The sequence below is a fragment of the Microbacterium testaceum genome, from assembly GCF_006539145.1.
GTDB classification, from domain to species: domain Bacteria; phylum Actinomycetota; class Actinomycetes; order Actinomycetales; family Microbacteriaceae; genus Microbacterium; species Microbacterium testaceum.
This window is the reverse complement of the sequence record NZ_BJML01000004.1, coordinates 15,023-41,745: the sequence shown is the minus strand read 5'-3', so window position 1 is coordinate 41,745 and position 26,723 is coordinate 15,023. Positions and strand designations below refer to the sequence as shown.

Annotated in this window: 23 protein-coding genes; 9 read left to right on the top strand and 14 right to left on the bottom strand. The window is 69.0% G+C overall.

Annotated elements, in window-relative coordinates; translation table 11 throughout:
* Positions 1-140 precede the first annotated feature (140 nt).
* The 4 genes from acnA to dut form a co-directional block, all read right to left on the bottom strand.
* Positions 141-2,981 (bottom strand): aconitate hydratase AcnA, encoded by a 2,841-nt coding sequence (gene acnA, locus MTE01_RS07680; protein ID WP_103209975.1) that lies wholly within the window; start codon positions 2,979-2,981, stop codon positions 141-143.
* 133 nt (positions 2,982-3,114) lie between these two features.
* On the bottom strand, positions 3,115-3,870 hold the full coding sequence (locus MTE01_RS07675) for a DUF3159 domain-containing protein (RefSeq protein WP_103209416.1): 756 nt from the start codon (positions 3,868-3,870) through the stop codon (positions 3,115-3,117).
* Positions 3,867-4,511, bottom strand: a complete 645-nt coding sequence (locus MTE01_RS07670; protein ID WP_103209413.1) for a DUF3710 domain-containing protein — start codon at positions 4,509-4,511, stop codon at positions 3,867-3,869. Before MTE01_RS07670 ends, MTE01_RS07675 begins: the two co-directional genes overlap by 4 nt.
* On the bottom strand, positions 4,508-4,963 hold the full coding sequence (gene dut / locus MTE01_RS07665; protein WP_174799663.1) for a dUTP diphosphatase: 456 nt from the start codon (positions 4,961-4,963) through the stop codon (positions 4,508-4,510). Before dut ends, MTE01_RS07670 begins: the two co-directional genes overlap by 4 nt.
* 12 nt (positions 4,964-4,975) lie before the next feature.
* On the opposite strand from dut, the gene MTE01_RS07660 reads away from it, so the two are divergent.
* Positions 4,976-5,467: a DUF3093 domain-containing protein gene (locus MTE01_RS07660; RefSeq protein ID WP_103209410.1), complete on the top strand. Its 492-nt coding sequence runs from the start codon at positions 4,976-4,978 to the stop codon at positions 5,465-5,467.
* Here MTE01_RS07660 and MTE01_RS07655 read toward each other — a convergent pair.
* Complete coding sequence (locus MTE01_RS07655) at positions 5,442-5,735, bottom strand: DUF4193 domain-containing protein (RefSeq protein ID WP_055837222.1); 294 nt, start codon at positions 5,733-5,735, stop codon at positions 5,442-5,444. The genes MTE01_RS07660 and MTE01_RS07655 overlap by 26 nt on opposite strands.
* A gap of 221 nt (positions 5,736-5,956) precedes the next feature.
* On the opposite strand from MTE01_RS07655, the gene sepH reads away from it, so the two are divergent.
* Positions 5,957-6,985 (top strand): septation protein SepH, encoded by a 1,029-nt coding sequence (gene sepH, locus MTE01_RS07650; RefSeq protein ID WP_103209408.1) that lies wholly within the window; start codon positions 5,957-5,959, stop codon positions 6,983-6,985.
* Between the two features lie 98 nt (positions 6,986-7,083).
* Here sepH and MTE01_RS07645 read toward each other — a convergent pair whose 3' ends face one another.
* Entirely contained in the window at positions 7,084-8,211 is a 1,128-nt protein-coding gene (locus tag MTE01_RS07645) for an alkaline phosphatase family protein (protein ID WP_116239784.1), read from the bottom strand.
* 71 nt (positions 8,212-8,282) lie between these two features.
* Here MTE01_RS07645 and MTE01_RS07640 point away from each other — a divergent pair, with 71 nt between their 5' ends.
* Positions 8,283-10,736 (top strand): DNA gyrase/topoisomerase IV subunit A, encoded by a 2,454-nt coding sequence (locus MTE01_RS07640; protein WP_103209403.1) that lies wholly within the window; start codon positions 8,283-8,285, stop codon positions 10,734-10,736.
* Positions 10,737-10,892: 156 nt separating this feature from the next.
* Here the strand turns inward: MTE01_RS07640 and MTE01_RS07635 are convergent, their stop codons facing one another.
* A complete protein-coding gene (locus MTE01_RS07635; protein WP_103209970.1) occupies positions 10,893-12,965 on the bottom strand; it encodes a DNA gyrase/topoisomerase IV subunit B in 2,073 nt (690 codons plus the stop codon).
* A gap of 162 nt (positions 12,966-13,127) precedes the next feature.
* Here MTE01_RS07635 and MTE01_RS07630 point away from each other — a divergent pair, with 162 nt between their 5' ends.
* Positions 13,128-13,349 carry a DUF7455 domain-containing protein gene (locus MTE01_RS07630; RefSeq protein WP_103209401.1) on the top strand — a complete coding sequence of 74 codons (222 nt, stop codon included), beginning with the start codon at positions 13,128-13,130 and terminating at the stop codon, positions 13,347-13,349.
* Positions 13,350-13,406: 57 nt separating this feature from the next.
* Here MTE01_RS07630 and MTE01_RS07625 read toward each other — a convergent pair whose 3' ends face one another.
* On the bottom strand, positions 13,407-14,450 hold the full coding sequence (locus MTE01_RS07625; protein WP_141376666.1) for an alanine racemase: 1,044 nt from the start codon (positions 14,448-14,450) through the stop codon (positions 13,407-13,409).
* On the bottom strand, positions 14,447-15,097 hold the full coding sequence (locus MTE01_RS07620) for an alanine racemase C-terminal domain-containing protein (protein WP_141376665.1): 651 nt from the start codon (positions 15,095-15,097) through the stop codon (positions 14,447-14,449). The genes MTE01_RS07625 and MTE01_RS07620 overlap by 4 nt, the downstream gene beginning before the upstream one ends.
* A gap of 44 nt (positions 15,098-15,141) precedes the next feature.
* Here MTE01_RS07620 and MTE01_RS07615 point away from each other — a divergent pair, with 44 nt between their 5' ends.
* Positions 15,142-16,164 carry a sugar-transfer associated ATP-grasp domain-containing protein gene (locus MTE01_RS07615; RefSeq protein WP_103209395.1) on the top strand — a complete coding sequence of 341 codons (1,023 nt, stop codon included), beginning with the start codon at positions 15,142-15,144 and terminating at the stop codon, positions 16,162-16,164.
* Positions 16,165-16,396: 232 nt separating this feature from the next.
* Here MTE01_RS07615 and MTE01_RS07610 read toward each other — a convergent pair whose 3' ends face one another.
* The 3 genes from MTE01_RS07610 to MTE01_RS07600 form a co-directional block, all read right to left on the bottom strand.
* Positions 16,397-17,095, bottom strand: coding sequence for a coenzyme F420-0:L-glutamate ligase (locus MTE01_RS07610; protein WP_103209393.1), 699 nt, complete (start codon positions 17,093-17,095; stop codon positions 16,397-16,399).
* A complete protein-coding gene (locus MTE01_RS07605) occupies positions 17,092-18,405 on the bottom strand; it encodes an RNA polymerase sigma factor (protein ID WP_141376663.1) in 1,314 nt (437 codons plus the stop codon). The genes MTE01_RS07610 and MTE01_RS07605 overlap by 4 nt, the downstream gene beginning before the upstream one ends.
* Positions 18,406-18,665: 260 nt before the next feature.
* Complete coding sequence (locus tag MTE01_RS07600) at positions 18,666-19,592, bottom strand: proteasome assembly chaperone family protein (RefSeq protein WP_103209388.1); 927 nt, start codon at positions 19,590-19,592, stop codon at positions 18,666-18,668.
* Between the two features lie 84 nt (positions 19,593-19,676).
* Between MTE01_RS07600 and MTE01_RS07595 the strand changes: the two genes are divergently transcribed.
* From MTE01_RS07595 to sucB, 3 genes are read left to right on the top strand one after another with little or no spacing between them, the layout of a single operon-like run.
* Positions 19,677-21,143 carry a leucyl aminopeptidase gene (locus MTE01_RS07595; RefSeq protein WP_141376661.1) on the top strand — a complete coding sequence of 489 codons (1,467 nt, stop codon included), beginning with the start codon at positions 19,677-19,679 and terminating at the stop codon, positions 21,141-21,143.
* On the top strand, positions 21,140-22,513 hold the full coding sequence (gene lpdA / locus MTE01_RS07590) for a dihydrolipoyl dehydrogenase (RefSeq protein ID WP_141376659.1): 1,374 nt from the start codon (positions 21,140-21,142) through the stop codon (positions 22,511-22,513). The genes MTE01_RS07595 and lpdA overlap by 4 nt, the downstream gene beginning before the upstream one ends.
* A 53-nt stretch (positions 22,514-22,566) precedes the next feature.
* Entirely contained in the window at positions 22,567-24,297 is a 1,731-nt protein-coding gene (gene sucB, locus MTE01_RS07585; RefSeq protein ID WP_141376657.1) for a 2-oxoglutarate dehydrogenase, E2 component, dihydrolipoamide succinyltransferase, read from the top strand.
* 17 nt (positions 24,298-24,314) lie between these two features.
* Here the strand turns inward: sucB and MTE01_RS07580 are convergent, their stop codons facing one another.
* Positions 24,315-25,322, bottom strand: a complete 1,008-nt coding sequence (locus tag MTE01_RS07580) for a hypothetical protein (protein WP_103209380.1) — start codon at positions 25,320-25,322, stop codon at positions 24,315-24,317.
* A gap of 117 nt (positions 25,323-25,439) precedes the next feature.
* Here MTE01_RS07580 and MTE01_RS07575 point away from each other — a divergent pair, with 117 nt between their 5' ends.
* Positions 25,440-26,150, top strand: coding sequence for a DUF4191 domain-containing protein (locus tag MTE01_RS07575; protein WP_103209378.1), 711 nt, complete (start codon positions 25,440-25,442; stop codon positions 26,148-26,150).
* Positions 26,151-26,206: 56 nt separating this feature from the next.
* Here MTE01_RS07575 and MTE01_RS07570 read toward each other — a convergent pair whose 3' ends face one another.
* Positions 26,207-26,635, bottom strand: coding sequence for an RDD family protein (locus tag MTE01_RS07570; RefSeq protein ID WP_258873562.1), 429 nt, complete (start codon positions 26,633-26,635; stop codon positions 26,207-26,209).
* Positions 26,636-26,723: the final 88 nt, after the last annotated feature.

Sequence of the window (26,723 nt, the reverse complement as noted above, 5' to 3'; positions counted from 1 at the left end):
GGTCCGCGCGTACGGGTCAATTCTAGTCTCCGGAGGGTGTACCGGCCCGGCAACGGCTTGCGCAGATCGCGCCAGCGTGGTCTAGGTCGAAAGCGAAGTGCCCCGGAAGCACGGGGCTTCCGGGGCACTTCCGTCGTGGGTCAGACCAGCGAACGCAGCACGTACTGCAGGATTCCGCCGTTGCGGTAGTAGTCGGCCTCACCGGGGGTGTCGATGCGGACCACGGCGTCGAACGACACGGTCTGCTTGCCCTCGGGCGAGAACTCGCTCGGCTCGGCGGTGACCTTCACCGTCTTGGGCGTGACGCCCTCGTTGAGCTGCTCGAGGCCCTCGATCGAGACGATCTCGGTGCCGTCGAGGCCCAGCGACTTCCAGCTCTCGCCGGCCGGGAACTGCAGCGGAACGACGCCCATACCGATGAGGTTCGAACGGTGGATGCGCTCGAAGCTCTCGGTGATGACGGCCTTGACGCCCAGCAGGTTCGTGCCCTTGGCCGCCCAGTCGCGCGAGGAGCCGGAGCCGTACTCCTTGCCGCCGAAGATCACCAGCGGGGTGCCCTGATCCTGGTAGTTCTGGCTCGCGTCGAAGATGTAGGACTGCGGGCCACCCTCCTGGGTGAAGTCACGCGTGTAGCCGCCCTCGACGACCGTGCCGCCGTTGACGGCCGCGGTGAGTTCGTTCTTCAGGCGGATGTTGGCGAAGGTGCCGCGGATCATGACTTCGTGGTTACCACGGCGCGATCCGTAGGAGTTGAAGTCCTTCTGGGCGACTCCGTGCTCCATCAGGTACTGCGCGGCAGGGGTGCCCGCCTTGATGTTGCCGGCCGGGCTGATGTGGTCGGTGGTGACCGAGTCGCCGAGCGTCGCCATCACGCGAGCGCCGGTGATGTCGCGCACCGCGTCGGGCTGCATGGTCATGCCGTCGAAATAGGGAGCCTTGCGCACGTAGGTGGAGTCGGCATCCCATTCGAAGACCGGACCGGTCGGGGTGGGGAGGTTCTTCCATCGCTCGTCGCCCTCGAACACGGTGGCGTACTGCTGGATGAACTGCTCGCGCGAGATCGACGCGTCGATGATCGTCTGCACCTGGTCGGGGGCGGGCCAGATGTCCTTGAGGAAGACGTCTTCGCCGTTCTGGTCCTTGCCGAGCGCGTCGGTCTCGAAGTCGAAGTTCATCGAACCGGCGAGGGCGTAGGCGACCACCAGCGGCGGCGAGGCCAGGTAGTTCATCTTCACGTCGGGGCTGATGCGTCCCTCGAAGTTGCGGTTTCCCGAGAGGACGGCCGTGACGGCGAGGTCGTTCTCGTTGATCGCCTCGGAGACCTCTTCGATCAGAGGGCCCGAGTTGCCGATGCAGATCGTGCAGCCGTAGCCGACCGTGTAGAAGTCGAGACCCTCGAGCGCCTTGTCGAGGCCGGACTTCTCGTAGTAGTCGGTGACGACTTTCGAGCCCGGGCCGAGCGTGGTCTTGACCCAGGGCTTGCGCTTGAGGCCCTTGTCGACGGCGTTCTTGGCGAGAAGGCCGGCCGCGATCATGACCGAGGGGTTCGAGGTGTTCGTGCACGATGTGATGGCTGCCAGAGTGACCGCGCCATTGTCGAGCAGGTACGACTGGCCCTCCGGCGTGGTGACGCGCACCGGGTTGGAGGCGTTCGCGGGGTGGCCCGACGAGACGAGCACCTCGGTCTCGGTGACGTGCTCGTGCTCTTCCCCGGGGACCGAACCGGGGTCGGACGCCGGGAACGTGCCGTCGACCTCGAGGTCGACGACGGAGTCCGAGGTCGCGCCGCCGGCGTAGTTGAGGATGTCCTTTTCGAACTGCGACTTCGCCTCGGACAGCAGGATGCGGTCCTGCGGACGCTTCGGGCCGGCGATGGAGGGGACGACCGTCGAGAGGTCGAGCTCCATGTACTCGCTGAAGACCAACTCACGGTCGGCGTCGTGCCAGAGCTTCTGCTCCTTGGCGTACGCCTCGACGAGGGCGACCGTCTGCTCGTCGCGACCGGTCAGGCGCAGGTACTCGAGCGTGACGTCGTCGATGGGGAACATCGCGGCGGTCGAGCCGAACTCGGGGCTCATGTTGCCGATGGTGGCGCGGTTGGCGAGCGGAACCGAGGCGACACCCTCGCCGTAGAACTCGACGAACTTGCCGACGACGCCGTGCTTGCGCAGCATGTCGGTGATCGTCAGAACGACGTCGGTCGCGGTCACGCCCGCGGGGATCTCGCCCGAGAGCTTGAAGCCGACGACGCGCGGGATGAGCATCGACACGGGCTGGCCGAGCATGGCCGCCTCGGCCTCGATGCCGCCGACGCCCCAACCGAGCACGCCGAGGCCGTTGACCATCGTGGTGTGCGAGTCGGTGCCGACGCAGGTGTCGGGGTACGCACGGAGCACACCGTCGACCGAGCGGTCGTAGATGACCTTCGCCAGGTGCTCGATGTTGACCTGGTGCACGATGCCGGTTCCCGGGGGGACGACCTTGAAATCGTCGAAGGCCGTCTGGCCCCAGCGGAGGAACTGGTACCGCTCGCCGTTGCGCTCGTACTCGATCTCGACGTTGCGCTCGAGAGCGTTCTCGCTGCCGAACAGGTCGGCGATGACCGAGTGGTCGATGACCATCTCGGCGGGCGAGAGCGGGTTGATCTTGTTGGGGTCCCCGCCGAGGGCGGTGACGGCCTCGCGCATGGTGGCGAGGTCGACGATGCACGGCACACCGGTGAAGTCCTGCATGACCACGCGGGCCGGAGTGAACTGGATCTCGGTGTCGGGGTCGGCCGTGGGGACCCACGAGCCGAGCGCCTCGATCTGCTCCTTGGTGACGTTGGCGCCGTCCTCGGTGCGCAGAAGGTTCTCGAGCAGCACCTTGAGGCTGAACGGGAGCTTCTCGTGACCGGCGACCGTGTCGATGCGGAAGATCTCGTAGTCGGTGCTGCCGACCGTCAGGGTGCTCTTGGCACCGAAGCTGTCAACCGTGGACACGATCGTCTCCTTCGTCGGCGAATGCGCAGGCGTCAGCCCGCATTTCTCCATCTTCCCCGCGGGGAGAGGCCGATTCCAGGAAGGTGGACCTAACCGCTCGAGGCGACGGATTTATCTTGATGTCAAGATAATATCAGGACTCGCGACGAGGGTGGAGAGCGCGGACGACGAGCCACGTCACCGCCAGCATCGGGGCGAACAGCGGTAGGCCCATGACGATCTTGAGCGTCCCCAACGCCGTCACATCTCCCGCGAAGTACAGCGGCAGCTGCACCGCGAGGCGGGCGGCGAACAGGGCCGCCCACGCGATCGAGAGCCAGGTGTAGGCGCGGCGCTTGCGACGGTCGCCGCGCCAGCGGGTGCCCTCGCCCAGCAGATATCCCGCCGCCAGACCGATCAGTGGCCAGCCGATGAGCGCCGACACGAGAAAAGCCGTTCCGTACGCCCCGTTGGTGAAGAACCCGAGCACGAAGTTGTCCTGCCCGCGTCCCGTCACGAGCGAGAGCACGGCTGCGCCGGCGGTCGCGAGAAGTCCGCCGATCGCCGCGCTGGGGGGCGACTTCGCGATCAGACGCGCGAGCGTGAAGACGACAGCGAGCCCGACCGAGACGCCGAGACTCACCCACAGGTTCCCCTGGCGTGTCTCGGGGTCGATCGTGACCGTGAACAGCACCACGAACGCGAGAGAAGGAAGAACGGATTCCAGGATGCCGCGCACCCCGCCCATCGCCGACCACACGGCCGCGCCGGTCGAGGTGTGCTTCGCCGGGTCGAGGCCCGCGCGGCGTGCGGCGTTTCCGAGAGCCGCGCTCACGCTCTCCGCCGCGGACGGCGGATCGAGGGGGACGCGGTCGTCTTCTCGCGCCGCGCGGGTGGGGTCGTCGCTCATGCCGTTCCGGGGCTCGACGGCATCCGGAGGGGGATGAGATCACGCGGAGGCATCGGGGACGACCCGCGCACCACGACGATCGAGCGGAAAAGATCCTCGACGGCCGCGGCGGCCTCGACGTCGTTCGTCGCCGCTCCCCCGACGACGCCGCGGAGGAACCAGCGGGGCCCGTCGACACCGACGAAACGAGCGAGGCGTTTGCTCGCACCGTCCGCACCGGCGACGGGAACCTCGGCGAGCAGTTCGGGGCCGAGCGGTCCCTCGCGCTCCTCGACACGGCCGCCCTGCTGCTTGACCTGCTGGCGGATCTGGTCGCGCGTCTCTTCCCACAGACCGCTCGAACGCGGAGCGGCGAACGGCTGCACCTGCAGAGTCGAATCGGCGTAGTCGAGGCCGACGGCCACGATGCGCTTGGTCTGCTCTTCGACCTCGAGGCGGAGGTTCAGACCCTCGCGCGGGAGGATCTTGATCGCGCCCAGGTCGATGTAGGGGCGGACGGGGTTGGCTTCGGCCTCGTCGAACGGTCCCGCGGTCTCGCGGTCCGCCGGGGCGCTCTTCGTCGCCTGCGCGGCTTCGGTGCCGGGATCGACGGCCTCGGTATCGGTGTTCTCGGGCGTGGTCTGCGACTCGTCGTCGGTCATCGGGTGCTCCCTTGCAGAGTCTGGTATCCGCTCGATCCGAAGCCGCCTTGACCGCGCACGCTGTCGGGCAACTCGTCCACGGGGACGAAGCGCACGGCGGGGACGGGCATCACGATGAGCTGGGCGATGCGGTCTCCGACCGCGATGTCGTAGGGCTGGTCGAGGTCGGTGTTGAGGAGGGCGACCTTGATCTCGCCGCGGTAGCCGGCGTCGATCGTCCCGGGCGAGTTCACGATCGTGATGCCGTGCTTGGCGGCGAGACCGCTCCGCGGAACGACGAATGCGGCGTACCCCTCGGGAAGCGCGATGCGTACCCCCGTCGAGACGAGAGCGCGGCGTCCGGGCTCGAGGCGAAGCGCCTCCGCGGCGGTCAGGTCGGCTCCGGCGTCGCCGGGGTGGGCGAAGACCGGAGGCTCGGATGCGACAATGAGGACGTCCACCGTTTCGGTCACCCCACGAGGGTAATGCAGAAGAGGGGGTGCGGCATCCGCACCGCAGCCGAGTACCGAGAGCGTCTGAGCCCGTCGCTGTGGGCACTGGTCGCCGCAGCCGTGTGCGGTCCCATGGCGGCGGTCGTCTTCTCGCCGCTGGACACGACTCTGGCCCTGTTCATCGGGCTTCTCGTGTCGGTGGGGATCGTGTCGGGTCTGCTGGCGATCGCGCCCGTCATCGAGATCCGCGACGGAGAGTTGCGCGCGGGACGCGCCCACATCCCGGTCGATCTTCTGGGCGTTCCTGCCGGCGTCGTCGCCGAGGAGGCCCGCACGGCCCGAGGGAGTGGTCTCGACCACCGGGCGTGGCACGTGATCCGGGGTGGGATCGATGGTGTGGTCACGGTTCCCGTGACCGATCCAGACGACCCGACCCCGTCGTGGGTGGTGTCCACCCGCACGCCGGATCGCCTGGTGGCGGCGATCCAGCGTGCTCAGGTCAGGCTGCGCACTCCAGGCAGATGAAGCCGGGGCCGCTCTCTTCCGCGATCTGGGAACGATGCTTCACGAGGAAGCAGTTCATGCAGGTGAACTCGTCTTCCTGAGCGGGAAGCACGACGACATCGAGCTCGATGTCGGAAAGGTCGGCGCCGGGCAGTTCGAAGCCCGAGGGGTTGTCGGCATCCTCGTTGTCGATCGACCCCGACGCCTTGTCGGGCACGCGCTCCTTGAGGGCCTCGATCGACTCGCTGTCGTCCTCGGTCTTGCGCGGTGCGTCGTAATCGGTTGCCATGCGTGCAGGTCTCTACTTCCGGATTTCGTGGTGCTGTGCCCCATCGGGTGCCCGATCGGGCGGCCATAGTTTGCATGACCCGTCCTCGATAAGCAAATGCTCCGGGAGGGGCGAGCGTGTCAGGCCTGACGGGAAACTCGCGGCGCGCCCGCGATATTCCCGTCTGCGGGCGACGCGCGTGACAGCATGAACGCTGACCGCAGATCGGAGGGGTGTTTCGTATGGAACAGCTCAAAGTCATCGGAACCGAAGATGACGTCCTCGTCGTGGCGACGCAGGCGGGCGAACGTTTCGCCCTCGCGCTCGATGAGGTGCTGCGCGCCGAGGCGCGCCGTGCGCGTCGGGACCGCGAGGACGACGACCGTGCCCCGCGCCCGAGCCCCCGAGAGATCCAGGCGCACATCCGCGCAGGCATGTCTGCTCGCGAGGTGGCGGCGCTTCTGAACGCCCGTGTCGAGGACGTCGAGCGTTTCGAGGGTCCCGTCCTCGCCGAGCGCGAACACGTCGTCGCGCAGGCCCTGGCCGTGCCGGTTCTGCTGGGCGGCACCCTCGAGCACGACTCCCCCATCACCTTCGGTGCGGCCGTGCGCGCGAAGCTGACCGAAGCAGGCGCCTCCGCCGAGCGCTGGACGAGCTGGAAAGAGAGTTCGGGCTGGTCCGTCAAGCTCGAGTTCACGGCCAACGGCATCGACCATGACGCGCGCTGGAGCTTCGACCCGCGTCGCAGCGTCCTCTCGCCGCAGAACTCCGATGCCATCCAGCTCTCGCGCCAGGGATCGCTGCCCGAGGGGCTGATCCCCCGCCTGCGCGCCCTCGACAACGTTTCCAAGGACGACTCGCGCTTCGACAGCGGAGCCTTCGGCCCTCGCCGCATCGACATCGACGACGAGCCGGGCGTGGAAGCGACCGGACCCGTCGCCACCGCCGTTCAAACGGCTGCGATCAAGCGCTCGCCGGACGCCCCCGTGACGTCGGCCGAGACCGCGGACCTTCTCGAGGCACTTCGCCGTCGCCGTGGCCAACGCGAGCCGCTGCCCGGCGCGTCCGAGACCGTGGAGCCCGAGCCGCGCCCCTCGAGCCCGCCGGTCGCCCTGTTCGACGCCGTCGAGCCGGGGTACGCCGACGAGGCCGACCAGACGCAGAACGAGTCGGAGCGCCCGCCGGCCGACAACGGCCGGCGCACGAAGGGTCGTCCCTCGATGCCGTCATGGGACGAGATCGTGTTCGGCGCCCGCTCCGACGAGAGTTGACGACGGCTCGTCCGGTCCGCGGAGTCGACCGGGACCGGTCGACCACCCTCATTCATCCCCGGTGGACGGATGCCGGCGCGCCGGCCATCGAATCCCCCTCAGGCGAAGGCGCCCAGACGCAGGAGCGGCACCGTGCGCTCCTCGTCCGTGAGTGAGCCGTGCTGGCCCACCATGCGCTGCGGGCGCTTGTCGGCCTCGCGGTCGTCGTAGTAGGCGAAGCGTCCGCGTGCGGCAACGAGCACGTCCCCGATGCGCGGGCGCACCTCGTCGTCGACGGCGCCGAACAGCCCGGCCGCGATTGCTTCGTCGCGCGTGAGCACCCAGGCTCTCGCGGCCTCGGTCTCGCGCCACAGCGCGGCCACGGCATCCGCTCGCCCCTCGTTCGTGTAGAGGTGGAGCATGCGGGGCTCACCGCCGATGAGGGCGACACCGTCGAGCAGCGGGTCGCCCTCGCGCAGCAGCACGTGCTTGTGCGCGGGGACGTCGACCATTCCATGGTCGGCCGTGATGACGATGCCCGTGCGCGGGTCGATGGTCTCGGCGAGGCGTCGGGCGGCGGCATCCACCCGCTCCAGGGCGTCGGTCCATCGGTCGGACTCCCACCCGTCGCGGTGCCCCGCGGTGTCGAGCTCGGGTGCGTAGAGATAGGTGAGGGATCCCGGATGCCGCGCAGCCAGATCGGCGGCGAGGTCCACGCGCTCGTCGAGGTCGTCGGACGAGACGAATTCCGCCCCGCGCAGCGTCGCCTCGGTGAAGCCGGTGCCGGTGTAGCTCGGGCGCGAGACGACGAAGCTGGGCAACCCGGCCTCGGCGCGCGCGGCGAAGTGGGGCGTGCGTCGTTGCCAGGTGAGGGGGTCGAGGCCGTCGGTCTCCCAGCCGTGCAGTTGATTCGATGCCACGTCGGTGTGCGGGATGCGGGTGCGGTAGCCCACGATTCCGTGGCTGCCGGGCTCCGCGCCGGTCAGGAGACTCGTGAGGGCAGCCGCCGTGGTCGAGGGGAAGACGGTACGGGCGACGTCTTTGCGGCCCCCCACGGTGCCGAGGAACCGCGCGTGCCCGCGTCGGGACGCCAGGTTGTGCGCTCCGAGCCCGTCCACGAGCAGCACGATCGCGCTGCGGGCCGGAGCGAACCATTCCGATTCACCCGTCAACGCGGCGATCGACTGGGTCACCACACCGGTGAGGCTCCGAGAGCGCGGCGGGTCCGCCGGTAGGCTGAAAGTCATCGGGCCCAGTCTTCCACAGGAGTCCCGATCCCCGTCGAGACGCGACGCCCGCCCGACCCGAGGCCGTATCCATGCCCGATTCCCGTTCCTCCTCGCCCGTGACCGAGCGCATCGAAGACGTCGATGTCTCGACTGAGATGCAGGGGTCGTTCCTCGAGTACGCCTACTCGGTCATCTACTCGCGTGCCCTTCCCGACGCCCGAGACGGGCTCAAGCCCGTGCAGCGCCGCATCCTCTACCAGATGGCCGAGATGGGCCTGCGCCCCGACCGCGGGCACGTCAAGAGCGCGCGCGTCGTGGGCGAGGTCATGGGAAAGCTCCACCCTCACGGCGACGCCCCGATCTACGACGCGCTCGTGCGCCTGGCGCAGTACTTCTCGCTGCGCGTTCCCCTGGTGGACGGGCACGGCAACTTCGGTTCGCTCGACGACGGTCCCGCCGCCCCTCGGTACACCGAGGCGCGCCTGGCGGCAGCGGCTCTGGCGCTCACCGAGAACCTCGACGAGGACGTCGTCGACTTCATCCCCAACTACGACGGCCAGTTCCAGCAGCCCGAGGTGCTCCCGGCGGCGTTCCCCAACCTCCTCGTCAACGGGGCGACGGGCATCGCGGTCGGTATGGCCACGAACATGGCGCCTCATAACCTCATCGAGGTCGTCGCGGCCGCCATCCACCTCCTGCAGCACCCCGACGCCACGGTCGAAGAGCTCATGGAGTTCGTCCCCGGTCCCGATCTGCCCTCGGGCGGCATCATCGTCGGCCTCGACGGCATCAAGGACGCTTACACGAACGGTCGCGGCACGTTCCGCACGCGGGCGAAGGCGTCGATCGAGTCCCTCGGACCACGGCGCACCGGCATCGTGATCACAGAGCTTCCCTACCTCGTCGGCCCCGAGCGCGTGATCGAGAAGATCAAAGACGCCGTGCAGGCGAAGAAGCTCACCGGCATCGCCGACGTCACCGACCTCACCGACCGCAACAACGGTCTGCGCCTGGTCATCGGTATCAAGACCGGGTTCGATCCCAAGGCCGTGCTCGAGCAGTTGTACCGACTGACCCCGCTCGAAGACTCCTTCGGTATCAACAACGTCGCCCTGGTCGACGGGCAGCCGCAGACGCTCGGTCTGCGCGAGATGCTGCGCGTCTACATCGATCACCGCATCCGCGTCGTCACGCGACGCAGCGAGTACCGTCTGGCGCGCAAGCGCGAACGTCTGCACCTGGTCGAGGGCCTGCTCATCGCGATCCTCGACATCGACGAGGTCATCCAGGTGATCCGCTCGTCCGACGACGGGGAGCAGGCGCGCACGAAGCTCCAGGAGGTCTTCGACCTCTCGCACCCTCAGGCGGAGTACATCCTCGAACTTCGCCTGCGTCGCTTGACCAAGTTCTCGCGCATCGAGCTCGAGGCAGAGCGCGACCAGTTGAACGCCGAGATCGCTCAGCTGGTCGAACTCCTCGGCAGCGAGACGCTGCTGCGCCAGCAGGTGGCGAGAGAACTGGATGCCGCGGCAGAGGCGTACGGCACGCCGCGGCGCACCATGCTGCTCAACGGCGGTCCCGTCCAGCCGCGCTCGGCGAAGGCCGCGGCCGCGGCGGACCTGCAGATCGCGGACGCGCCGTGCCGGGTGTACCTGTCGGCCACGGGCCGCATGGTGCGCGCCGAGCTCGTCGCCGACGCTCCCGCCGGTGGCGTGGTCGCGCCCGCGCGTCGGTCGAAGCACGACGCCATCCGCTCGTCCGTCGACACGACCACCCGCGGCGACATCGCAGCGGTCACGTCGGCCGGACGCCTCGTCCGCTTCTCCCCCGTCGACCTGCCCTCGGTTCCCGCCAACTCCGTGCAGGTCGCTGCCGGTACCAAGGTCGAGCAGTACCTCGCTCTCGGGAAGGGCGAGAAGGTCGTGGCTCTCGTGCCGCTGGTCGACTCCCCCACGATCGCCCTCGGCACCGAGCAGGGGGTCGTCAAGCGCGTCGCAGCGACCGAGTTGGGTACGAAGGACGAGATCGAGATCATCTCGCTCCGCGACGGTGACCGTGTGGTCGGCGCTGCCCCCGCCGGCGACAACGCCGAGCTCGTCTTCGTCGCGAGCGACGCGCAACTGCTGCGTTTCGAGGCCTCATCCGTGCGACCGCAGGGACGATCCGCGGGAGGTATGGCCGGTATCCGTCTTTCCGACGGCGCCCGGGTGATCTCGTTCGCCGTGGTCGGTGCCTCGGCGTTCGACGCCGTCGTGGTCACGGTCGCGGGTTCGTCGGATGCACTCCCGGGCACGGACGCGGGCAGCGCGAAGGTGTCGGCGTTCACCGAGTTCCCCGCGAAGGGCCGAGCCACCGGTGGTGTGCGTGCGCAGCGTCTGCTGCGCGGCGAAGACGCGCTCGTGCTCGCCTGGGTCGGCACGGAGCCGCGCGCGGTCGGCGCCGATGGTTCGGTGCGGGCGCTGCCTGAGTCGGGAGCGAAGCGCGACGCGTCGGGCCAGCCGCTCGAGGCCGTCATCGGTGCTGTCGGCACCGTCGTCCGCTGAACCTGCTGCTCCGTCGGGGGCGGCTCGGGTGCCGTCGTGCGGAGTCCATCGGCGGCGCGCTGGGCCGGGGGCCTCGCGCGCGACGCCGCCGGGGCTCGAGTCCGTACGGCGGTACGCGTCGAGGCGGACCCGGGCGGGGCGCCGGCGAAGAGGGCCTCAGACGTCGATGCGCTCGCGTGCGAGACGGTCGCTCGAGTCGATGATGAACTCACGGCGCGGGGCGACGTCGCTGCCCATGAGCAGGTCGAAGACGGATGCCGCGGCCTCCATGTCCGTCACGCGCACCCGGCGCAGCATGCGGCCGGCGCGATCCATGGTGGTGGTCGCCAGCTGGTCGGCATCCATTTCGCCGAGCCCCTTGTACCGCTGAACGGGTTCCTGCCAGCGCTTGTTGCCGCGCTTGAGCTTGGTGAGCAGCGTGTGGAGCTCCTGCTCGCTGTACGTGTAGATGGTCTCGTTCGGCTTCGTGCCCGGGTTCATGACGATCACGCGGTGCAGCGGCGGTACGGCCGCGAAGACCCGGCCCTCTTCTACGAGGGGACGCATGTACCGGAAGAACAGCGTGAGCAGCAACGTGCGAATGTGCGCGCCGTCGACGTCGGCGTCGCTCATCAGGATGATCTTGCCGTAGCGGGCGGCGTCGAGATCGAACGATCGGCCGGAGCCGGCGCCGATGACCTGGATGATCGAGGCGCACTCGGCGTTCGACAGCATGTCGCTGATCGAGGCCTTCTGCGTGTTGAGGATCTTGCCGCGGATGGGCAGGAGCGCCTGGAACTCGCTGTTTCGCGCGAGCTTGGCCGTGCCGAGAGCGGAGTCGCCCTCGACGATGAACAGTTCGGAGTCGTTGACGTCGTTCGATCGGCAGTCGACGAGCTTCGCGGGCAGTGACGACGACTCGAGGGCGTTCTTGCGACGCTGCGTCTCTTTGTGAGTGCGCGCCGAGATGCGCGCCTTCATCTCGGAGACGATCTTCTCGAGCAATTGCGCGGTCTGCGCTTTGTCGTCGCGCTTGGGAGAGGCGAAGCGGGCCGCGAGTTCTTTCTGGACGACGGATGCCACGATCTGCCGCACCGCGGGAGTTCCGAGGATCTCCTTCGTCTGGCCCTCGAACTGCGGCTCGGGCAGGCGCACGGTCATGACCGCGGTGAGACCGGCGAGCAAGTCGTCTTTCTCGATCTTGTCGTTACCGACCTTGAGTTTGCGGGCGTTCTGCTCGACCTGCGAGCGGAGCACCTTCATGAGGCCTTGCTCGAAGCCCTGCTGGTGCGTGCCGCCCTTGGGCGTGGCGATGATGTTGACGAACGAGCGGGTCGTGGTGTCGTACCCCGTGCCCCAGCGCACCGCGATGTCGACCTCGCACGCGCGTTCGACATCGGTCGGGATCATGGATCCGCCGGGCTGCAGCACGGGGACGGTCTCGGTGAAGGTGCCGGTGCCGGTGAGACGCCAGGTGTCGGTGACCGCGGCGTCGGGTGCCAGGAACTCCGCGAACTCCGAGATGCCGCCGTCGAAGCGGTAGCTCGTCTCGACGCGCTCCTCGCCCCGTTCGTCCTGCACGACGATCTCGAGACCGGGGACGAGGAACGCGGTCTGACGCACGCGTTGGACGAGCTCGTCGAGGCCGAAAGCGGCGTCTTTCGTGAAGATCTGGCGGTCGGCCCAGTAGCGGATGCGCGTTCCCGTGACACCGCGCGGAGCTTTGCCGACGACGCGCAGCTCGCTCTTGCGCTCGAACGGCGTGAATGTGGAGTCGGGGGCGTCGCCCGCGAAGATGCCGGGCTCGCCGCGGTGGAAGGACATCGCGTAGGTCTTGCCGCCGCGGTCGACCTCGACGTCGAGACGCTCGGAGAGGGCGTTGACCACCGAGGCGCCGACGCCGTGCAGGCCGCCCGACGCCGCGTACGAGCCGCCGCCGAACTTGCCGCCCGCGTGCAACTTGGTGAAGACGACCTCGACGCCGGTCAGTCCGGTGCGGGGCTCGACATCGACCGGGATGCCGCGAGCACGGTCGCGCACCTCGACACTGCCGTCGTCGTGCAGCACGATGTCGATGCGTGAGCCGTGACCGCCGAGGGCCTCGTCGACGGAGTTGTCGATGATCTCCCACAGGCAGTGCATGAGACCGCGGGAGTCGGTGGACCCGATGTACATGCCCGGGCGCTTGCGCACGGCTTCGAGGCCCTCGAGGACCTGCAGGTGATGGGCGGAGTACTCGGAGGTCACGATCTCCCAGCGTAATCGGAGGCGCCGACATCGCCTGCCAGACACACAGCGAGGTCGGGTCACCGTACGCGCACAGCGAAATGTGATCAAGCCGCGGCATAGGGGAAACATCCGCGTGGTTGTATATGGAGACTCGCCCACGACCACCTGAGGAGGGCACCCGACATGACCACCACGACTGCACCCGAAGCGTCAGCCGTCCTCGATCACCGCCTGACGGCGGCCGATCGCTGCGACTCCTGCGGCGCACAGGCGTACATCGCCGCGACGGTCAACGGCAGCGAGCTGCTGTTCTGCGCGCACCACGGCCGCAAGTACGAAGAGAAGCTCCGTAGCGTCGCCACCTCGTGGCACGACGAGACGGCGCGACTCAGCGCCGCCGAATAAGACCATTCCGTCAGAACGGGCCCCGTGCACCTCGTGCGTCGGGGCCCGTTCTTCGTATCAGGCGTGCGCGCTGACGTATACGCGAGGGACGGTGGGCGAGATACGCAGGGCGATCTCTTCGCCGATCGTGTCGACGAGTTCGGCGAGGTCGGTGACTCCGAAGAGCGCACCGGGGCCGAAGAGGGCGATCTCATCGCCGGGTGCGGCGTCGGCCCACGGGGCGAGCACCGTGTCCGTCGGGCCGATGGCCTCCACGCGCCGCGGCCCCTCGGGCGTCAGCACGTCGAAGCGCCCGGCCAGGGTGCTCGGCAGCCCGTGCAGGGCGCCGATGTCGAGGTGCACGCCCGCGAGATCCACCGCCGTCACGGTGGCGGAGAGCTGGCCAATCGGTTCGATCCCCAGCTCGCCCTCGCTCGGCCCGCCGGCGGGACGGATGCCGTACGAGAACGCCCCCACGCGTACGAGATCCTCCCGGAACTCCCCGCGGGCGAAACCGGCGGCACTCGCGGCGAGGTGCGAGAAGCGCGGGTCGAGTCCCGCGGCGCGCGCCGTCTCTCGTGCGGCGAGGAAGACCGCACGAGCGTCGTCGTCGTCGGCATCCGAGGCCTCCGAGATGTGCGACCAGATCCCCTCGAAGGCGGCGTGACCGTCGGCAACCAGCGCGGAGGTCTGCGCCAGGGCGGCCTCCCACCGCTCGGGGCGGATGCCGTTGCGATGCAGGCCGGTGTCGATCTTGAGGTGCACCCGGGCCGGGTGCTCGACGGGGAGCCCCGCGAGGTCGGCGAGCAGCGCTTCGTCGCCGATGCCGAGATCGAGATCGACGGCGACGCCGGCGGCCAGGTCGTCGCGTCCGCCGATGAGCCAGACGAAGATGCGCACGTCGGGCCCGGCGATGCGGCGCACCGCGGCCCCCGTGGCCACGTCGAAGGCGCCGATCCACCGGACGCCTTCCGCGACGGCGCGCCTCACGATCGGTTCCAACCCGTGAGCGTAGGCGTCGTCCTTGACGACGAGCATGGGGGCGGCGGGGGCGACCGCTTCGCGCACGCGGGCGAGGTTGCGGGCGAGAGCGTCGAGGTCGACGCGGTACACGGCGCTCATCCGGTCACTCTCCGATCGGCACGGACGCCCACCACGGCGACGATTTCTGCGGCGCTGAGGCCTGTGGCATCCGCCCACTCCTCCACCGAGGGGTGGCCATCGGCCGGGTCGCCGAAGTAGACGACCTCGGTCCCGCGCGGCACGGTCTGACCCTCGACGTCGACGACGCAGACGTCCATCGCGACGCGCCCGACGATGCGATGCCGCCGACCGCCGATCGAGACCGTCACCGTGTTGCCCAGCGACCGCACGACTCCCTGGGCATAGCCGCCCGTCACGAGGGCCACGGTGGTGTCGCGGGGCGCGCGGTGGGTGTAGCCGTACGAGACGCCCTCCCCGCGCAGAAGCGGCTTCGTGCCGAGGGCCCGACCGTGCAGCGACATCACGGGCCGTGCGTGGGAGCCCGGCAGACCGAACAGGACCGCGGCGTCGAGGGGTGCGGCATCCATCCCCAGATCCGAGAGCACGGATGCCACCCACTCGGCGCCGTGGCCCCACGCGTCGGCGGCGAAGACGTCGTCGGCACCGGAGCCGGTACCGGCCGCGAGGGCGAGAGGGGCGTTCCGGAGCAGGGCGGACTCGGAGATGCGGGCTACGGGCGACACTCCCCCGGCCGCGGGCAAGCGGGCAGAGAGCGTGGAGGACACCCCTTTAGACTAACGGGGTCCTCCTTCCCCGACCCCGGAGCCACATGCCTCAGCAGGGTTTCTCTCCCGTCACGCGCCTCCGCTACCTCGCCGGCCGCGCCCGCCGCATCGATGTCGGATCCGTCGTCGAACGAGCCAAAGAGGCCTCCGCCCAGCACGGCAAGGCCCTGCCGCTCGTCGTCGCCGACATGCTGTACCAGGCGGGTGTGAAGAACGTCGGCTTCCAGGACTACATCGACTACGACTTCGCGATCCTCACCCCCGCCGAGCGCGCCACCTACATGACGCACCCGGTGTCGAACCAGATCTCGCAGAAGTACGACCACCCCGACTACCGAGGCCTGTTCCAGGACAAGGTCGAGTTCGACCGGACGTTCAGCGAGTTCCTGCGCCGCGAGTGGATGGTGGTGGATGCCGGCAACGCCGACGACCTGCGCGCCTTCACCGAACGCCTCGGCACCATCGTCACGAAGGAGCCGGTCGGCCAGGCCGGAACGGGCGTGCACCGCTACCACGCGGCCGACGTCGAGGACTGGGGCTCGTTCCACCGCGGACTGCTTGAGCGTGGGGAGATCCTCGTCGAAGAGGTCATCCGCCAGCACGACGACCTCGCGGCCGTCTGCCCGGGTACCGTGAACACCACGCGCGTCACGGCGTTCTTCGACGGCGAGAAGACGCACATCCTGGCGATGGCCCAGAAGTTCGGCCGGGGGGCGGTCAGCGACCAGATGACCTTCGGCGGTTTCTACACGATGCTCGACGAGAACGGCCACGCCCTCGGCGCCGGCTACGACTCGCACGGGCACGTGCACGAGCTGCATCCCGACTCGGGCGTGCGCATCGCCGACTTCCAGCTGCCGATGATCGACGAGGTCACGGCGTTCGTCGACCAGGTCGCTCGTGTCGTACCGCAGGTGCAGTACGTGGGCTGGGACATCGTCGTGGGCCCCGAGGGCCCTGTGCTCGTCGAGGGCAACTGGGGCGCCGGCGTCTACGAGAACAAACCGAGCGTCACCGGCATCCGCACCGGACACAAGCCGCGGTATCAGGCGGCCATCGGGTTCTGATCCCGGATGCCGAGAGGCCCGTCCCCCGCGGGGGGGCGGGCCTCTCGGCATCCGGGGGCGTCGACGGACTCAGCTCCGTGCCTGCGGAGGGTCCTGAGTGTCTCGAAAGTTCGGGGTCGTGGCAGGGGTGCCGGGGGGACTGATGGCCTCAGCCATCGCACGGCGGCGGGAGCCGGCATCCCGATACCGAAAAGGCCCGCCCCGAGAACGGGACGGGCCTTTCACGCGGCTGTCAGCCGTGGCGCACGATGCCCAGCGGCGTGGACTCGTGCCCCTGGCCGAGCGGGTTGTCCTTGAGAATCGCGACGAGGCGCTTCTCGCCGGCCTTGTCCATCGTGGAGCCGAGGATGTTGCCGCCGAGGTCATTGATGTCGACGACGGCGACCTGCAGGTCGCCGCCGAGCAGTGACTTCAGACGAGCGGCGACCTCGCGGGGGCGCTCCGGGCCGAGGACGACGGCCTGATTGTACGGCGGGATCGTGCCCTTGGTGGGGCCGTCGATCGCGCGTGCCTTGTCGCCCGCGATGCGGTAGAAATCGCCCTTGCGTCCGAACGCTTTGGTCACGGCCGAGACGGCCGCGGCGAACAGGATGCGGGGCGTTCCGCACTCGCGCAGCGCCATCTCCATCGTCTCGGGCATGCCGAGGCCGATACCGTACGGCGTGCGCGTGACGTACTTCGACAGGAACAGCGCGAGCTTGCGGGGCGCGATCGTGTCGAGCTTGAACGACCGGCCCTGGGTGATCGCGACGATCTTCTCGGTGACGAACAGCAGGTCGCCCGGCTGCACGGCATCCTTCGCGTATTCGAGGATGAACGCGTCGAGGTCGTCGCCCGGCATGACGACCCGCGTGCGGATCGGGATGCGGGCGTACGACGTCCCCTCGACGGTGACGGTGAGCGCCTTGCCGGCGTTGGCCTCGCCGCTCATTCGAGGTAGTCCCGAAGCGACTGCGAACGGCTCGGGTGACGCAGCTTCGCCATGGTCTTGGACTCGATCTGACGGATGCGCTCGCGCGTCACGCCGAAGGTGTCGCCGATCTGGTCGAGGGTCTTGGGCTGACCGTCGCCGAGGCCGAAGCGCATGCGGATCACGCCCGCCTCGCGCTCGCTGAGCGAGTCGAGGAGCGACTCGAGCTGGCGCTGCAGCATGGTGAAGCCCACCGCGTCGGCCGGGACGACGGCCTCGGTGTCCTCGATGAGGTCGCCGAACTCGCTGTCGCCGTCTTCACCCAGGGGCGTGTGCAGCGAGATGGGCTCGCGGCCGTACTTCTGGACCTCGATGACCTTCTCGGGGGTCATGTCGAGCTCGCGGCTGAGCTCTTCGGGCGTGGGTTCGCGACCGAGGTCCTGCAGCATCTGGCGCTGGACGCGGGCGAGCTTGTTGATGACCTCGACCATGTGCACCGGGATGCGGATGGTGCGGGCCTGGTCGGCCATGGCGCGCGTGATCGCCTGACGGATCCACCAGGTGGCGTAGGTCGAGAACTTGAAGCCCTTGGTGTAGTCGAACTTCTCGACCGCACGGATCAGGCCCAGGTTGCCCTCCTGGATGAGGTCGAGGAACTGCATGCCGCGCCCGGTGTAGCGCTTGGCGAGCGAGACGACCAGGCGAAGGTTGGCGCCGAGCAGGTGGCTCTTGGCGCGCTGACCGTCACGGGCGACCCACTGCAGATCGAGACCCAGTTGGCTCGTCTTCTCGGCCGCGGTCATGTTCGACAGCTTCTCTTCGGCGAACAGACCCGCCTCGATGCGCATGGCGAGTTCGACTTCTTCGGCCGCGTTCAACAGCGGCACCTTGCCGATCTGCTTCAGGTAGTCCTTGACCGGGTCGGCGGTCGCGCCGGTGATCTGGGCGGAGTAGACGGGGACGTCGTCCTCGTCGCTCGACGAGATGACGATCGCGCCGGTGGGGAGGGCCTCGGCGGGCGCCGCCGGGGTCTCGTCCTCGTCGTCGTCGTCGGACTTCTTCGCGTCTGTCTTGGCCGCGTCATCGGAGTCGTCGCTGTCGTCGATCTCGACATCGCCCACTTCGACGTCTTCCTCGTCTTCTTCGAGGTCGTCGTCCTTCTTGGCCTTCGTCTTCGCCTTGGCGGGGGCCGCCTTGGCCTTGGCGGGGGCCTTCTTCGCGGGGGCCTTCTTGGCGGCCGTCGTCTTCGACGCCGTCACGGTCTCCTCGGAGTTCTCGAGTTCGGTGTCCTTCGCACTCCGGGAGCGGGTCTTGGTTGTCGTGTCTGCCACGTTTCGCCTTTCACCGGGAACGTACGCTGCACGGCCACCGGTCGTTCTCGGACACTAGTAAGACCCTTGTCAAGTCCCGAACCGAGGAGCGGGGGCTCCTGGTCCGGTTGACAACGGGTCAGGTTCTTCATTATCTCACATCCCCGGACCGGGACTTGACGTGGGCCGGGTTTATATGTGTAGACAACGTCCGCAAGGGCGGAGGCATTCCCGGATGCCGAGCCTTCGGCATCCCATCGACCTGGGCGGCGAGGCTGCGGTCAGCCGAGCTTGCCGCGGCGGTCGTCGTCGCCGGGGCGGGTGGCGAGGAAGCGCTCCAGCTCGGCGGCGAGCTCGTCGGCGCTGGGGAGGTCACCCGTGTGGATGATCGGCGTGGCCTGCGTCGAGCCGGCCATATAGGCGTCGTAGCGTTCCTCGAGGTTCTCAAGCATGCGGGTCAACTCGTCACTGCCCTCGACCTGCTCGGTGACCTTGCCGAGGAACTCGCGGTTCTCTTCGCGCAGGACCTCTCCCGCGAACACCAGGCCGGTGGCAACCGTGAGACTGTCGAGCGCCGCGAGGGTCGCCGCGGGATATTCGGTATCGCCGAGATAGTGCGGAACGAGGAGGGCGAAGCCGACGACCTTGGCTCCGGCTTCCGCGAAACGGTACTCGAGCAGGTGGCCCGCCGTGGAGGGAACCTGCGTGTGGGGGCGCCAGACCGAGTGCGCTTCGGCCAGGTCGGGGCGGGTGCCGCTCACGGTCGTTCCGATCGGACGCGTGTGAGGGACCGGCATGGGGATCGCGTGCACCCACGTGACCGACGACACCTGAAGACCCGCCGACAGCTCGAGGACGGTCTCGGCGAAGGCCTCCCACAAGAAGTCGGGCTCATAACCCGCAAGAAGAAGGAACGGTTGTCCGAGTGAGTCGTGCGCGAGCGAGAGCTCGAGGCGCGCTGGCCGGAAGTCGGTGAGGTGATCCTCGACGAACGTGATCGCGGGGCGACGTGCCCGGTAATCCAGCAGCGAATCATTGTCGAAGACGAAGAGGGCGTTGGGCTGCACGTCGTTGCGGAAGTACTCGACCAGGCGGGTCACCGCGCCACCGGCATCCGTGAACCCGGTGAGGGCGATCACGAGCGGCAGGCCCGACGGCACGGGCGGCGCCGCGGGGGCGCGGTCGTACAGCGGGGCAGAGGAACGCATACGTCCACTCTACGAGCGTGCCGGATGCGACGGCGGCGGTGCGTCCCGCTCCTAGCGAACACGCTCGAACCTAGGATGGATGCCATGCCGTTTCCCTCAGTGGCGTACACCCACGCCCCCGCTCTCGAGTCCGACGCCGATGCGATCCTGCTGATCGTCCCTACCGTTTCGGAGGGAGCACCGGATCCGGCGGGCTGGGACGGGCTCACGGCCGCGCTGTCTGCGGTCGGTTTCACGGGTGCCGCCGGATCATTCCAGCGCGTCCACGTGCCGGGAGTCTCGACCCCCGTCGCCGTGGTCGGTGCGGGCGCCGACCCCGCCGAGGCCCAGCTGCGGGATGCCGCGGGAGCGGGCCTGCGTCAGCTGACGGGCTTCGAGCACGTCGCGGTGCAGTCGCTCGCCCCTTCCGCGTGGCGGCCGCTCGCCGAGGGCGCTGCCCTGGGCGGTTATCGCTTCGCCGACTACAAGAAGAAGGCGTCGAAGGTGCGCGCCACCCGCGTGACCGTCGTCGCCGAGGATGCGCCCTCGGACGCCGACACCGCGGCGGTTTCCGCCGTCGCCGGGGCCGTCGCCCTGGTGAAAGACCTGGTCACCACCCCGGCCGAGTGGCTCGGCCCGGCCGACTTCGCTGAGGCGGCGGTCACGGCCGTCGAGGGTCTTCCCGTCGAGGTCGAGGTGCTCGACGAGGACGCCCTCCGCGAGGGCGGCTACGGCGGCATCCTCGGCGTGGGACAGGGTTCCGACCGCCCGCCGCGTATGGTGCGTCTCGACTACTCTCCCGCTGGTGCCGAGCGTCACGTCGCTCTGGTCGGCAAGGGCATCACGTTCGACACCGGCGGGCTCTCCCTGAAGCCGCCGGCATCGATGGTCGGGATGAAGTACGACATGTGCGGGGCTGCGACGGTGCTCGCGGTTCTGAAGGCCGCTGCCGAGATGCAGCTGCCCGTCCACGTCAGCGCGTGGCTCTGCATCGCCGACAACATGCCGTCGGGCCGCGCCACCCGCCCGGGTGACGTGCTGCGCACTCTCGACGGCACCACGGTCGAGGTGTTGAACACCGACGCCGAGGGTCGCCTCGTGCTCGCGGACGGTCTCGCTGCAGCGAGCCGCGAGAACCCCGACCTCATCGTCGACGTCGCGACCCTGACCGGAGCGATCACCGTCGCCCTCGGCAACCGTCACACGGGTGTCATGGGCGACGACGACGCCGTCGCCACCTACCTCGCCGCCTCGGCCCGCACCGCTGAGCTCGCGTGGCAGCTGCCGCTTCCCGACCACATGGTCGACGACCTGGACTCCCCCATCGCCGACCTGCAGAACGCCAAGATCGGTGACCCCGCCGGTGGCTCGCTGTTCGCCGGGCTCTTCCTGCGTCACTTCGTCGGCCGTGTCTCGGCGGACGCCGATGCTCCGCGCATCCCCTGGGTGCACCTCGACATCGCCGGAGTGGGCATGAACAAGTCCGCACCGTTCGGCTACACCGACAAGGGCGTGACGGGAGCAACGGTCCGCTCGCTCGTCGAGATGCTGGCCACGGACGGCGCACGGTGACCGAGTACACCGCCGACGTGGTCGTTCTCGGTGGCGGAAGCGGCGGCTACGCCGCGGCTCTCCGCCTCGCCGAGTTGGGCAAGGATGTGGTGCTCGTCGAGAAGGACAAGCTCGGCGGAACGTGCCTGCACCGCGGCTGCATCCCCACCAAAGCGCTGTTGCATGCCGGAGAGGTGGCCGACGCCGCTCGCGGTGCGTCCGACATCGGGGTACAGGTGACCCTCTCGGGAATCGATCCCGCGCGGGTGCGGTCCTATCGCGAGGGCATCGTCGCGAAGAAGTTCAAGGGTCTCGAAGGTCTGATCTCGGCTCGCGGCATCCGGGTGGTCGCCGGAGCGGGTGCACTCGAGGCCGGACCCGCGGTACGGGTCGGCGACGACGTCTACCGCGGCACCGATGTCATCCTCGCGACCGGTTCGTACAGCCGCAGCCTGCCCGATCTCGAGATCGGTGGACGCGTGCTGACGAGCGAGCAGGCCCTCGACCTCGATGTGATCCCCGAGCGGGTGGTCGTGCTCGGGGGCGGCGTCATCGGCGTCGAGTTCGCGAGCGTGTGGCGTTCATTCGGCGTGGACGTCACGATCGTCGAGGCGCTTTCGCATCTGCTGCCGGCGGAGGACGTGGCATCCAGCAAGGCTCTCGAGCGCGCTTTCCGCAAGCGCGGGATCGCCTTCCAGCTGGGTCGACGCTTCGCCTCCCTCACTCAGACCGCGGACTCCGCGACCGTGACCCTCGACGACGGGTCCGAACTCGTGGCCGACTACGTCCTGGTCGCCGTGGGTCGCGGTCCCGTGACGGCCGGCCTCGGTTACGAAGAAGCCGGTGTCGTGCTGGAGCGCGGCTTCGTCCAGACCGACGAGCGCCTGCGCACCGCGGCCGCCCACGTGTGGGCGGTCGGCGACATCGTGCCCGGCCTGCAGCTCGCGCACCGCGGATTCCAGCAGGGCATCTTCGTCGCGGAAGAGATCGCGGGGCTCTCCCCCGTCCTCGTCCCCGACGTCGACGTCCCCCGCGTCGCCTACTCCCACCCCGAGGTCGCGTCTGTCGGACTGACCGAAGCGCAGGCTGCGGATCGTTACGGATCCGATGCCGTAAAGGCGTACGAGTACAACCTGGCCGGGAACGGCCGCAGCGAGATCATCGGCACCTCGGGGATCGTCAAGATCGTCCGGCGCGTCGACGGGCCCGTCGTCGGTGCCCACCTGGTGGGCGATCGCGTCGGTGAGTTGATCTCGGAAGCTCAGCTCGCGGTGGGCTGGGAGGCCCACCCCGAGGACATCGCGCCGTTCGTCCACGCACACCCCACCCAGAGCGAGGCGCTCGGCGAGGCCTTCCTGGCCCTCGCCGGCAAGCCCCTGCACGCACTCTGACCACAACCGGTCACTAAGCTAGGTACCGCATCCGGTACGAAGGAGACATACCCATGAGCACTTCCGTCGTCCTCCCCGCTCTCGGCGAGAGCGTCACCGAGGGAACGGTCACCCGCTGGCTCAAGCAGGTCGGTGACACCGTCCAGGAGGACGAGGGTCTGCTGGAGATCTCGACCGACAAGGTCGACACCGAGATCCCCTCGCCCGTCTCGGGCGTGATCGAGGAGATCCTGGTCCAGGAAGACGAAACCGTCGAGGTCGGCGCGGTCCTCGCGAAGATCGGTGACGGCTCGGGTGCCGCGTCGTCCGACGACGCCCCCCAGGCCGCCCCGGTCGAGCAGGAGTCCGCGCCCGCGGAAGAGGCGGCTCCCGCCGAGTCCGCTCCGGTCGAGCAGGCCGCTCCCGCCGAGCAATCGGCTCCGGCCGCCGGTGGTGACTCGACCGAGGTGAAGCTTCCCGAGCTCGGTGAGAGCGTTACCGAGGGCACCGTCACCCGCTGGCTGAAGGCCGTGGGCGACGACGTCGCGGTCGACGAGCCCCTCCTCGAGATCTCGACCGACAAGGTCGACACCGAGATCCCGTCGCCGGTCGCCGGCACTCTGCAGGAGATCCTGGTGCAGGAGGACGAGACGGTCAACGTCGGTGCCGCCCTCGCGCGCATCGGCAGCGGTGCGGCCCCGGCTGCGCAGCCGGCGGAGCCCGCCCCGGCTCCCGCCGCTGAGGAGAAGCCCGCCGCTCCCGCCCCCGCTGCCGAGCAGAAGCCGGCCGAGCAGCCGGCCCCCGCCGCGGAAGAGAAGCCCGCCGCTCCCGCGCCCGCTGTCGAGAAGCCCGTCGAGCAGGCTCCCGCCGCGTCGTCGAACGACGACGTCACGTACGTGACGCCGCTCGTGCGCCGCCTGGCGCAGCAGCAGGGCGTCGATCTGGCCTCGGTCAAGGGCAGCGGTGTCGGCGGACGTATCCGCAAGGAAGATGTGCTCAAGGCCGCCGAGGCCGCGAAGGCGGCTCCGGCCGCGTCGTCGGCTCCCGCCGCCGCAGCTCCGGCTGCCCCCGCCCCCGTCGAGGTCTCGCCCCTGCGCGGCACCACGCAGAAGATGTCGCGTCTGCGCAAGGTCATCGCGGAGCGCGCCGTCGCATCGATGCAGGCGACCGCTCAGCTGACCACCGTCGTCGAGGTCGACGTGACGAAGCTCGCCGCGCTGCGCGATCGCATGAAGGGCGAGTTCCAGCAGAAGACGGGCGACAAGCTCTCGTTCCTGCCGTTCTTCGCCATCGCGGCCATCGAGGGCCTCAAGGCGTACCCGATCATCAACTCCACGGTCGAGGGCGACGAGATCGTGTACCCGGCTCACGAGAACGTCTCGATCGCGGTCGACACCGAGCGCGGCCTGCTGACGCCGGTGGTCAAGGACGCCGGCGACAAGAACATCGCCCAGCTCGCGCGCGAGATCGCCGACCTCGCTGCCCGCACGCGCGACAACAAGCTGAAGCCCGACGAGCTCGCCGGTGGCACCTTCACGCTGACCAACACCGGTTCGCGTGGCGCGCTGTTCGACACGCCCATCGTGTTCCTGCCCCAGTCGGCGATCCTCGGCCTCGGCGCCGTGGTGAAGAAGCCGGGGATCGTGTCGGTCGACGGGAAGGACGCCATCGCGGTGCGCTCGTACGTGTACCTCGCGCTGTCGTACGACCACCGCATCATCGACGGCGCCGACGCGGCCCGCTTCCTGGGCACCGTCAAGGCCCGTCTCGAGGCGGCGCAGTTCGAGGGCGACCTCGGGATCTGATCCCACCGAGCACCAGCTCATGATGGCTGGTCCGCGACCGTTCTGGCGGCGCGGACCAGCCATCTCTCGTTCTGCCGCACGAGAGTGACGTACTGCGTCGATCCTGCGGCGTCGACGCGTACGACGGTCACTCCCCCGAAGTCGTCGACCACCTCGATCTCCCCCGCGGCGGCATCCGCGAGGAGAGGCTCCCGCGGGAACACCGAATTCTCCTCGTAGGACGACGCGCAGGCCTCGTCGTCGCGGCATCCGGCGATGTCTGTGAAGAGCCTCCGCGCGATCTCTTCGACGTCATCGGAGAGCGGGCGTCTTTCGTCCACCGGCGGCGGGTCCGACAGCCACGGCGTGGAGGAGGTCGGTGCGGGATCCATCAGCACCTGTTCGGATGCGGTCGGCTCCGAGTTGTGCTCGGCCGGAATGAGAGAAAAACCGATGACCGCTATCACTGCGAGGCCCCCTCCGACGGTCGCGAGTCGAAGCATCCGGGACGTGCGCCAGCGCTCCCGGATGTCCTCGAGAGCGATGCGCGACGCCTCGGCCAGATCGGCGTCGACCAACTCGAGCACACGCGCCACCGCACCCTCGCGCTCGGGTGAAGGCGGTGCTGCGTCGACGGACGGGATGAGCGGGCCGAGGACGAGAGGCAGAGGTGCCGCGTGCGAGAAGAGGCGTCTTTCCACGGCATCCCAATCCCGGGGAGGGCGGGTCAGGACGCTCTCTCGTGCTCGACCGAGGATGTCGCGGGTGGGCGGGTCTGCGGCGATCTCGGCGAGGTGCGCGAGGCTCTCCGCCGTCGCGGCGACGCCGTCCGGTCCGGCCGGGTCGTCCACGGCCACGGGGCAGCCGGTCGCCGTCAGCCACCAGGTCGTTCCCTCTCGAGCGGCTGCTGCCTCGCGGCATCCGCGAAGGAGGCCGACGGCCGCGGTCACCGCCTCCCCCGCGGTGAGAGGGACGGTGCTGCGCGCGCGGCGCCGCAGGTATGCGTCGAACGGTTCGGCGAGAACGGATGCCGTTGAGCTGCTCATCCCGCGATGGTGGCGGAACCGCTCCGATCGCGTGTCGAGAAAAGTCGGATGCGGGGACCACCCGACGGAACAGTCCGCTGGGGAGGAAGGTCTCGCGGCAAAGATAGAATCATCTTCATGGCCGCTCGCACCACCACGCCCGAGAAGCGTCCGGGCTTCTTCTCGCAGCTGAAAACCCTGTACACCTTCACTCAGAAGGAGTACCGGTGGCTGCCGTTCCTGCTGGCCGGCATCGTACTGCTGGGCATCGCCCTCGGCGTGCTCGTCGGCTTCCTCATCCCGCCGCTGGCGGCGTGGAGTGTCATCCTCTGGGGCGTGACGGGTCTGCTGGCCGGCATCCTGGCCTCGATGATCACCATGACCCGTCTGTCGACGACGGCCATGTACAAGAAGATCGACGGTATGCCCGGGGCGACCGGTCACGTGCTGTCGTCGTCGCTCGGCCGTAACTGGCAGGCCTCTGAGGCCCCGATCGGCGTCAACCCCCGTACGCAGGAGGCCGTGTACCGCGCGATCGGTCGCGGAGGTGTCGTTCTCATCGGTGAGGGCAACCGCAGCCGACTGACGCGTCTGGTCGGCGAGGAGCGTTCCCGCGTGACGCGCGTCGCGGCCGGCGTCCCCGTCACCGTGCTCTACGTCGGTCATGGCGACGACGAGGTGCCGATCGCCAAGCTGGCCTCGACCATCAAGGCGCTGCCCAAGAAGGTCGATCGCTCCACGATGGCCGCCGTCATCAAGCGCGTGTCGTCGGTGTCGCAGGGGCTGTCGTCGCTGCCGATCCCGAAGGGCGTCGACCCGACGAAGATGCGCTCCCCGCGTCCCCGCTGACTCCGCGACAAAGGCCCCCGCTCAGGCGGGGGCCTTTGTCATCGGTGCCGACGGGTTCAGGTGCGGACGAGAACCGTGCCGACCACCTTGTCGTGCAGACCCCGCTGGTCGGCGTCCCAGACCACGGCGGGGATGATGAGCGCGAGCAGCACGGTGCGGACGATCGGGCGCCAGACGCCCACCCAGCCTCCGGATGCCAGCTCCAGCCGCATTCCCATGATCCGGTGCCCCGGGCTCCCGCCCAGGAGGGGGATGAAGAGGATCTGCACGGCGAAGAAGATGAGGTTCGTCGCGATCGGATTCGCGAACGGGACGCCCGTCACGGGGTCGGGGGCGGAGAAGAAGGCATATCCGATCAGGCCGGCGCTGGCGACGTCGATCAGCAGGGCCGCGATGCGGCGCCCCGGGCGGGCGATGGAGCCGCGACCCTCGCGGGGAAGGCCGAGCCGCTGGCCCGGATACTCGTTCTCGGCGGGGAGGCTCACGGCATCCAGCGTAATCGGCGCCACGTAACATCCCCGAAACATGCGAGATATGACCGGGACACCGGTTCTGGGTAGGGTCGAGGAGGCT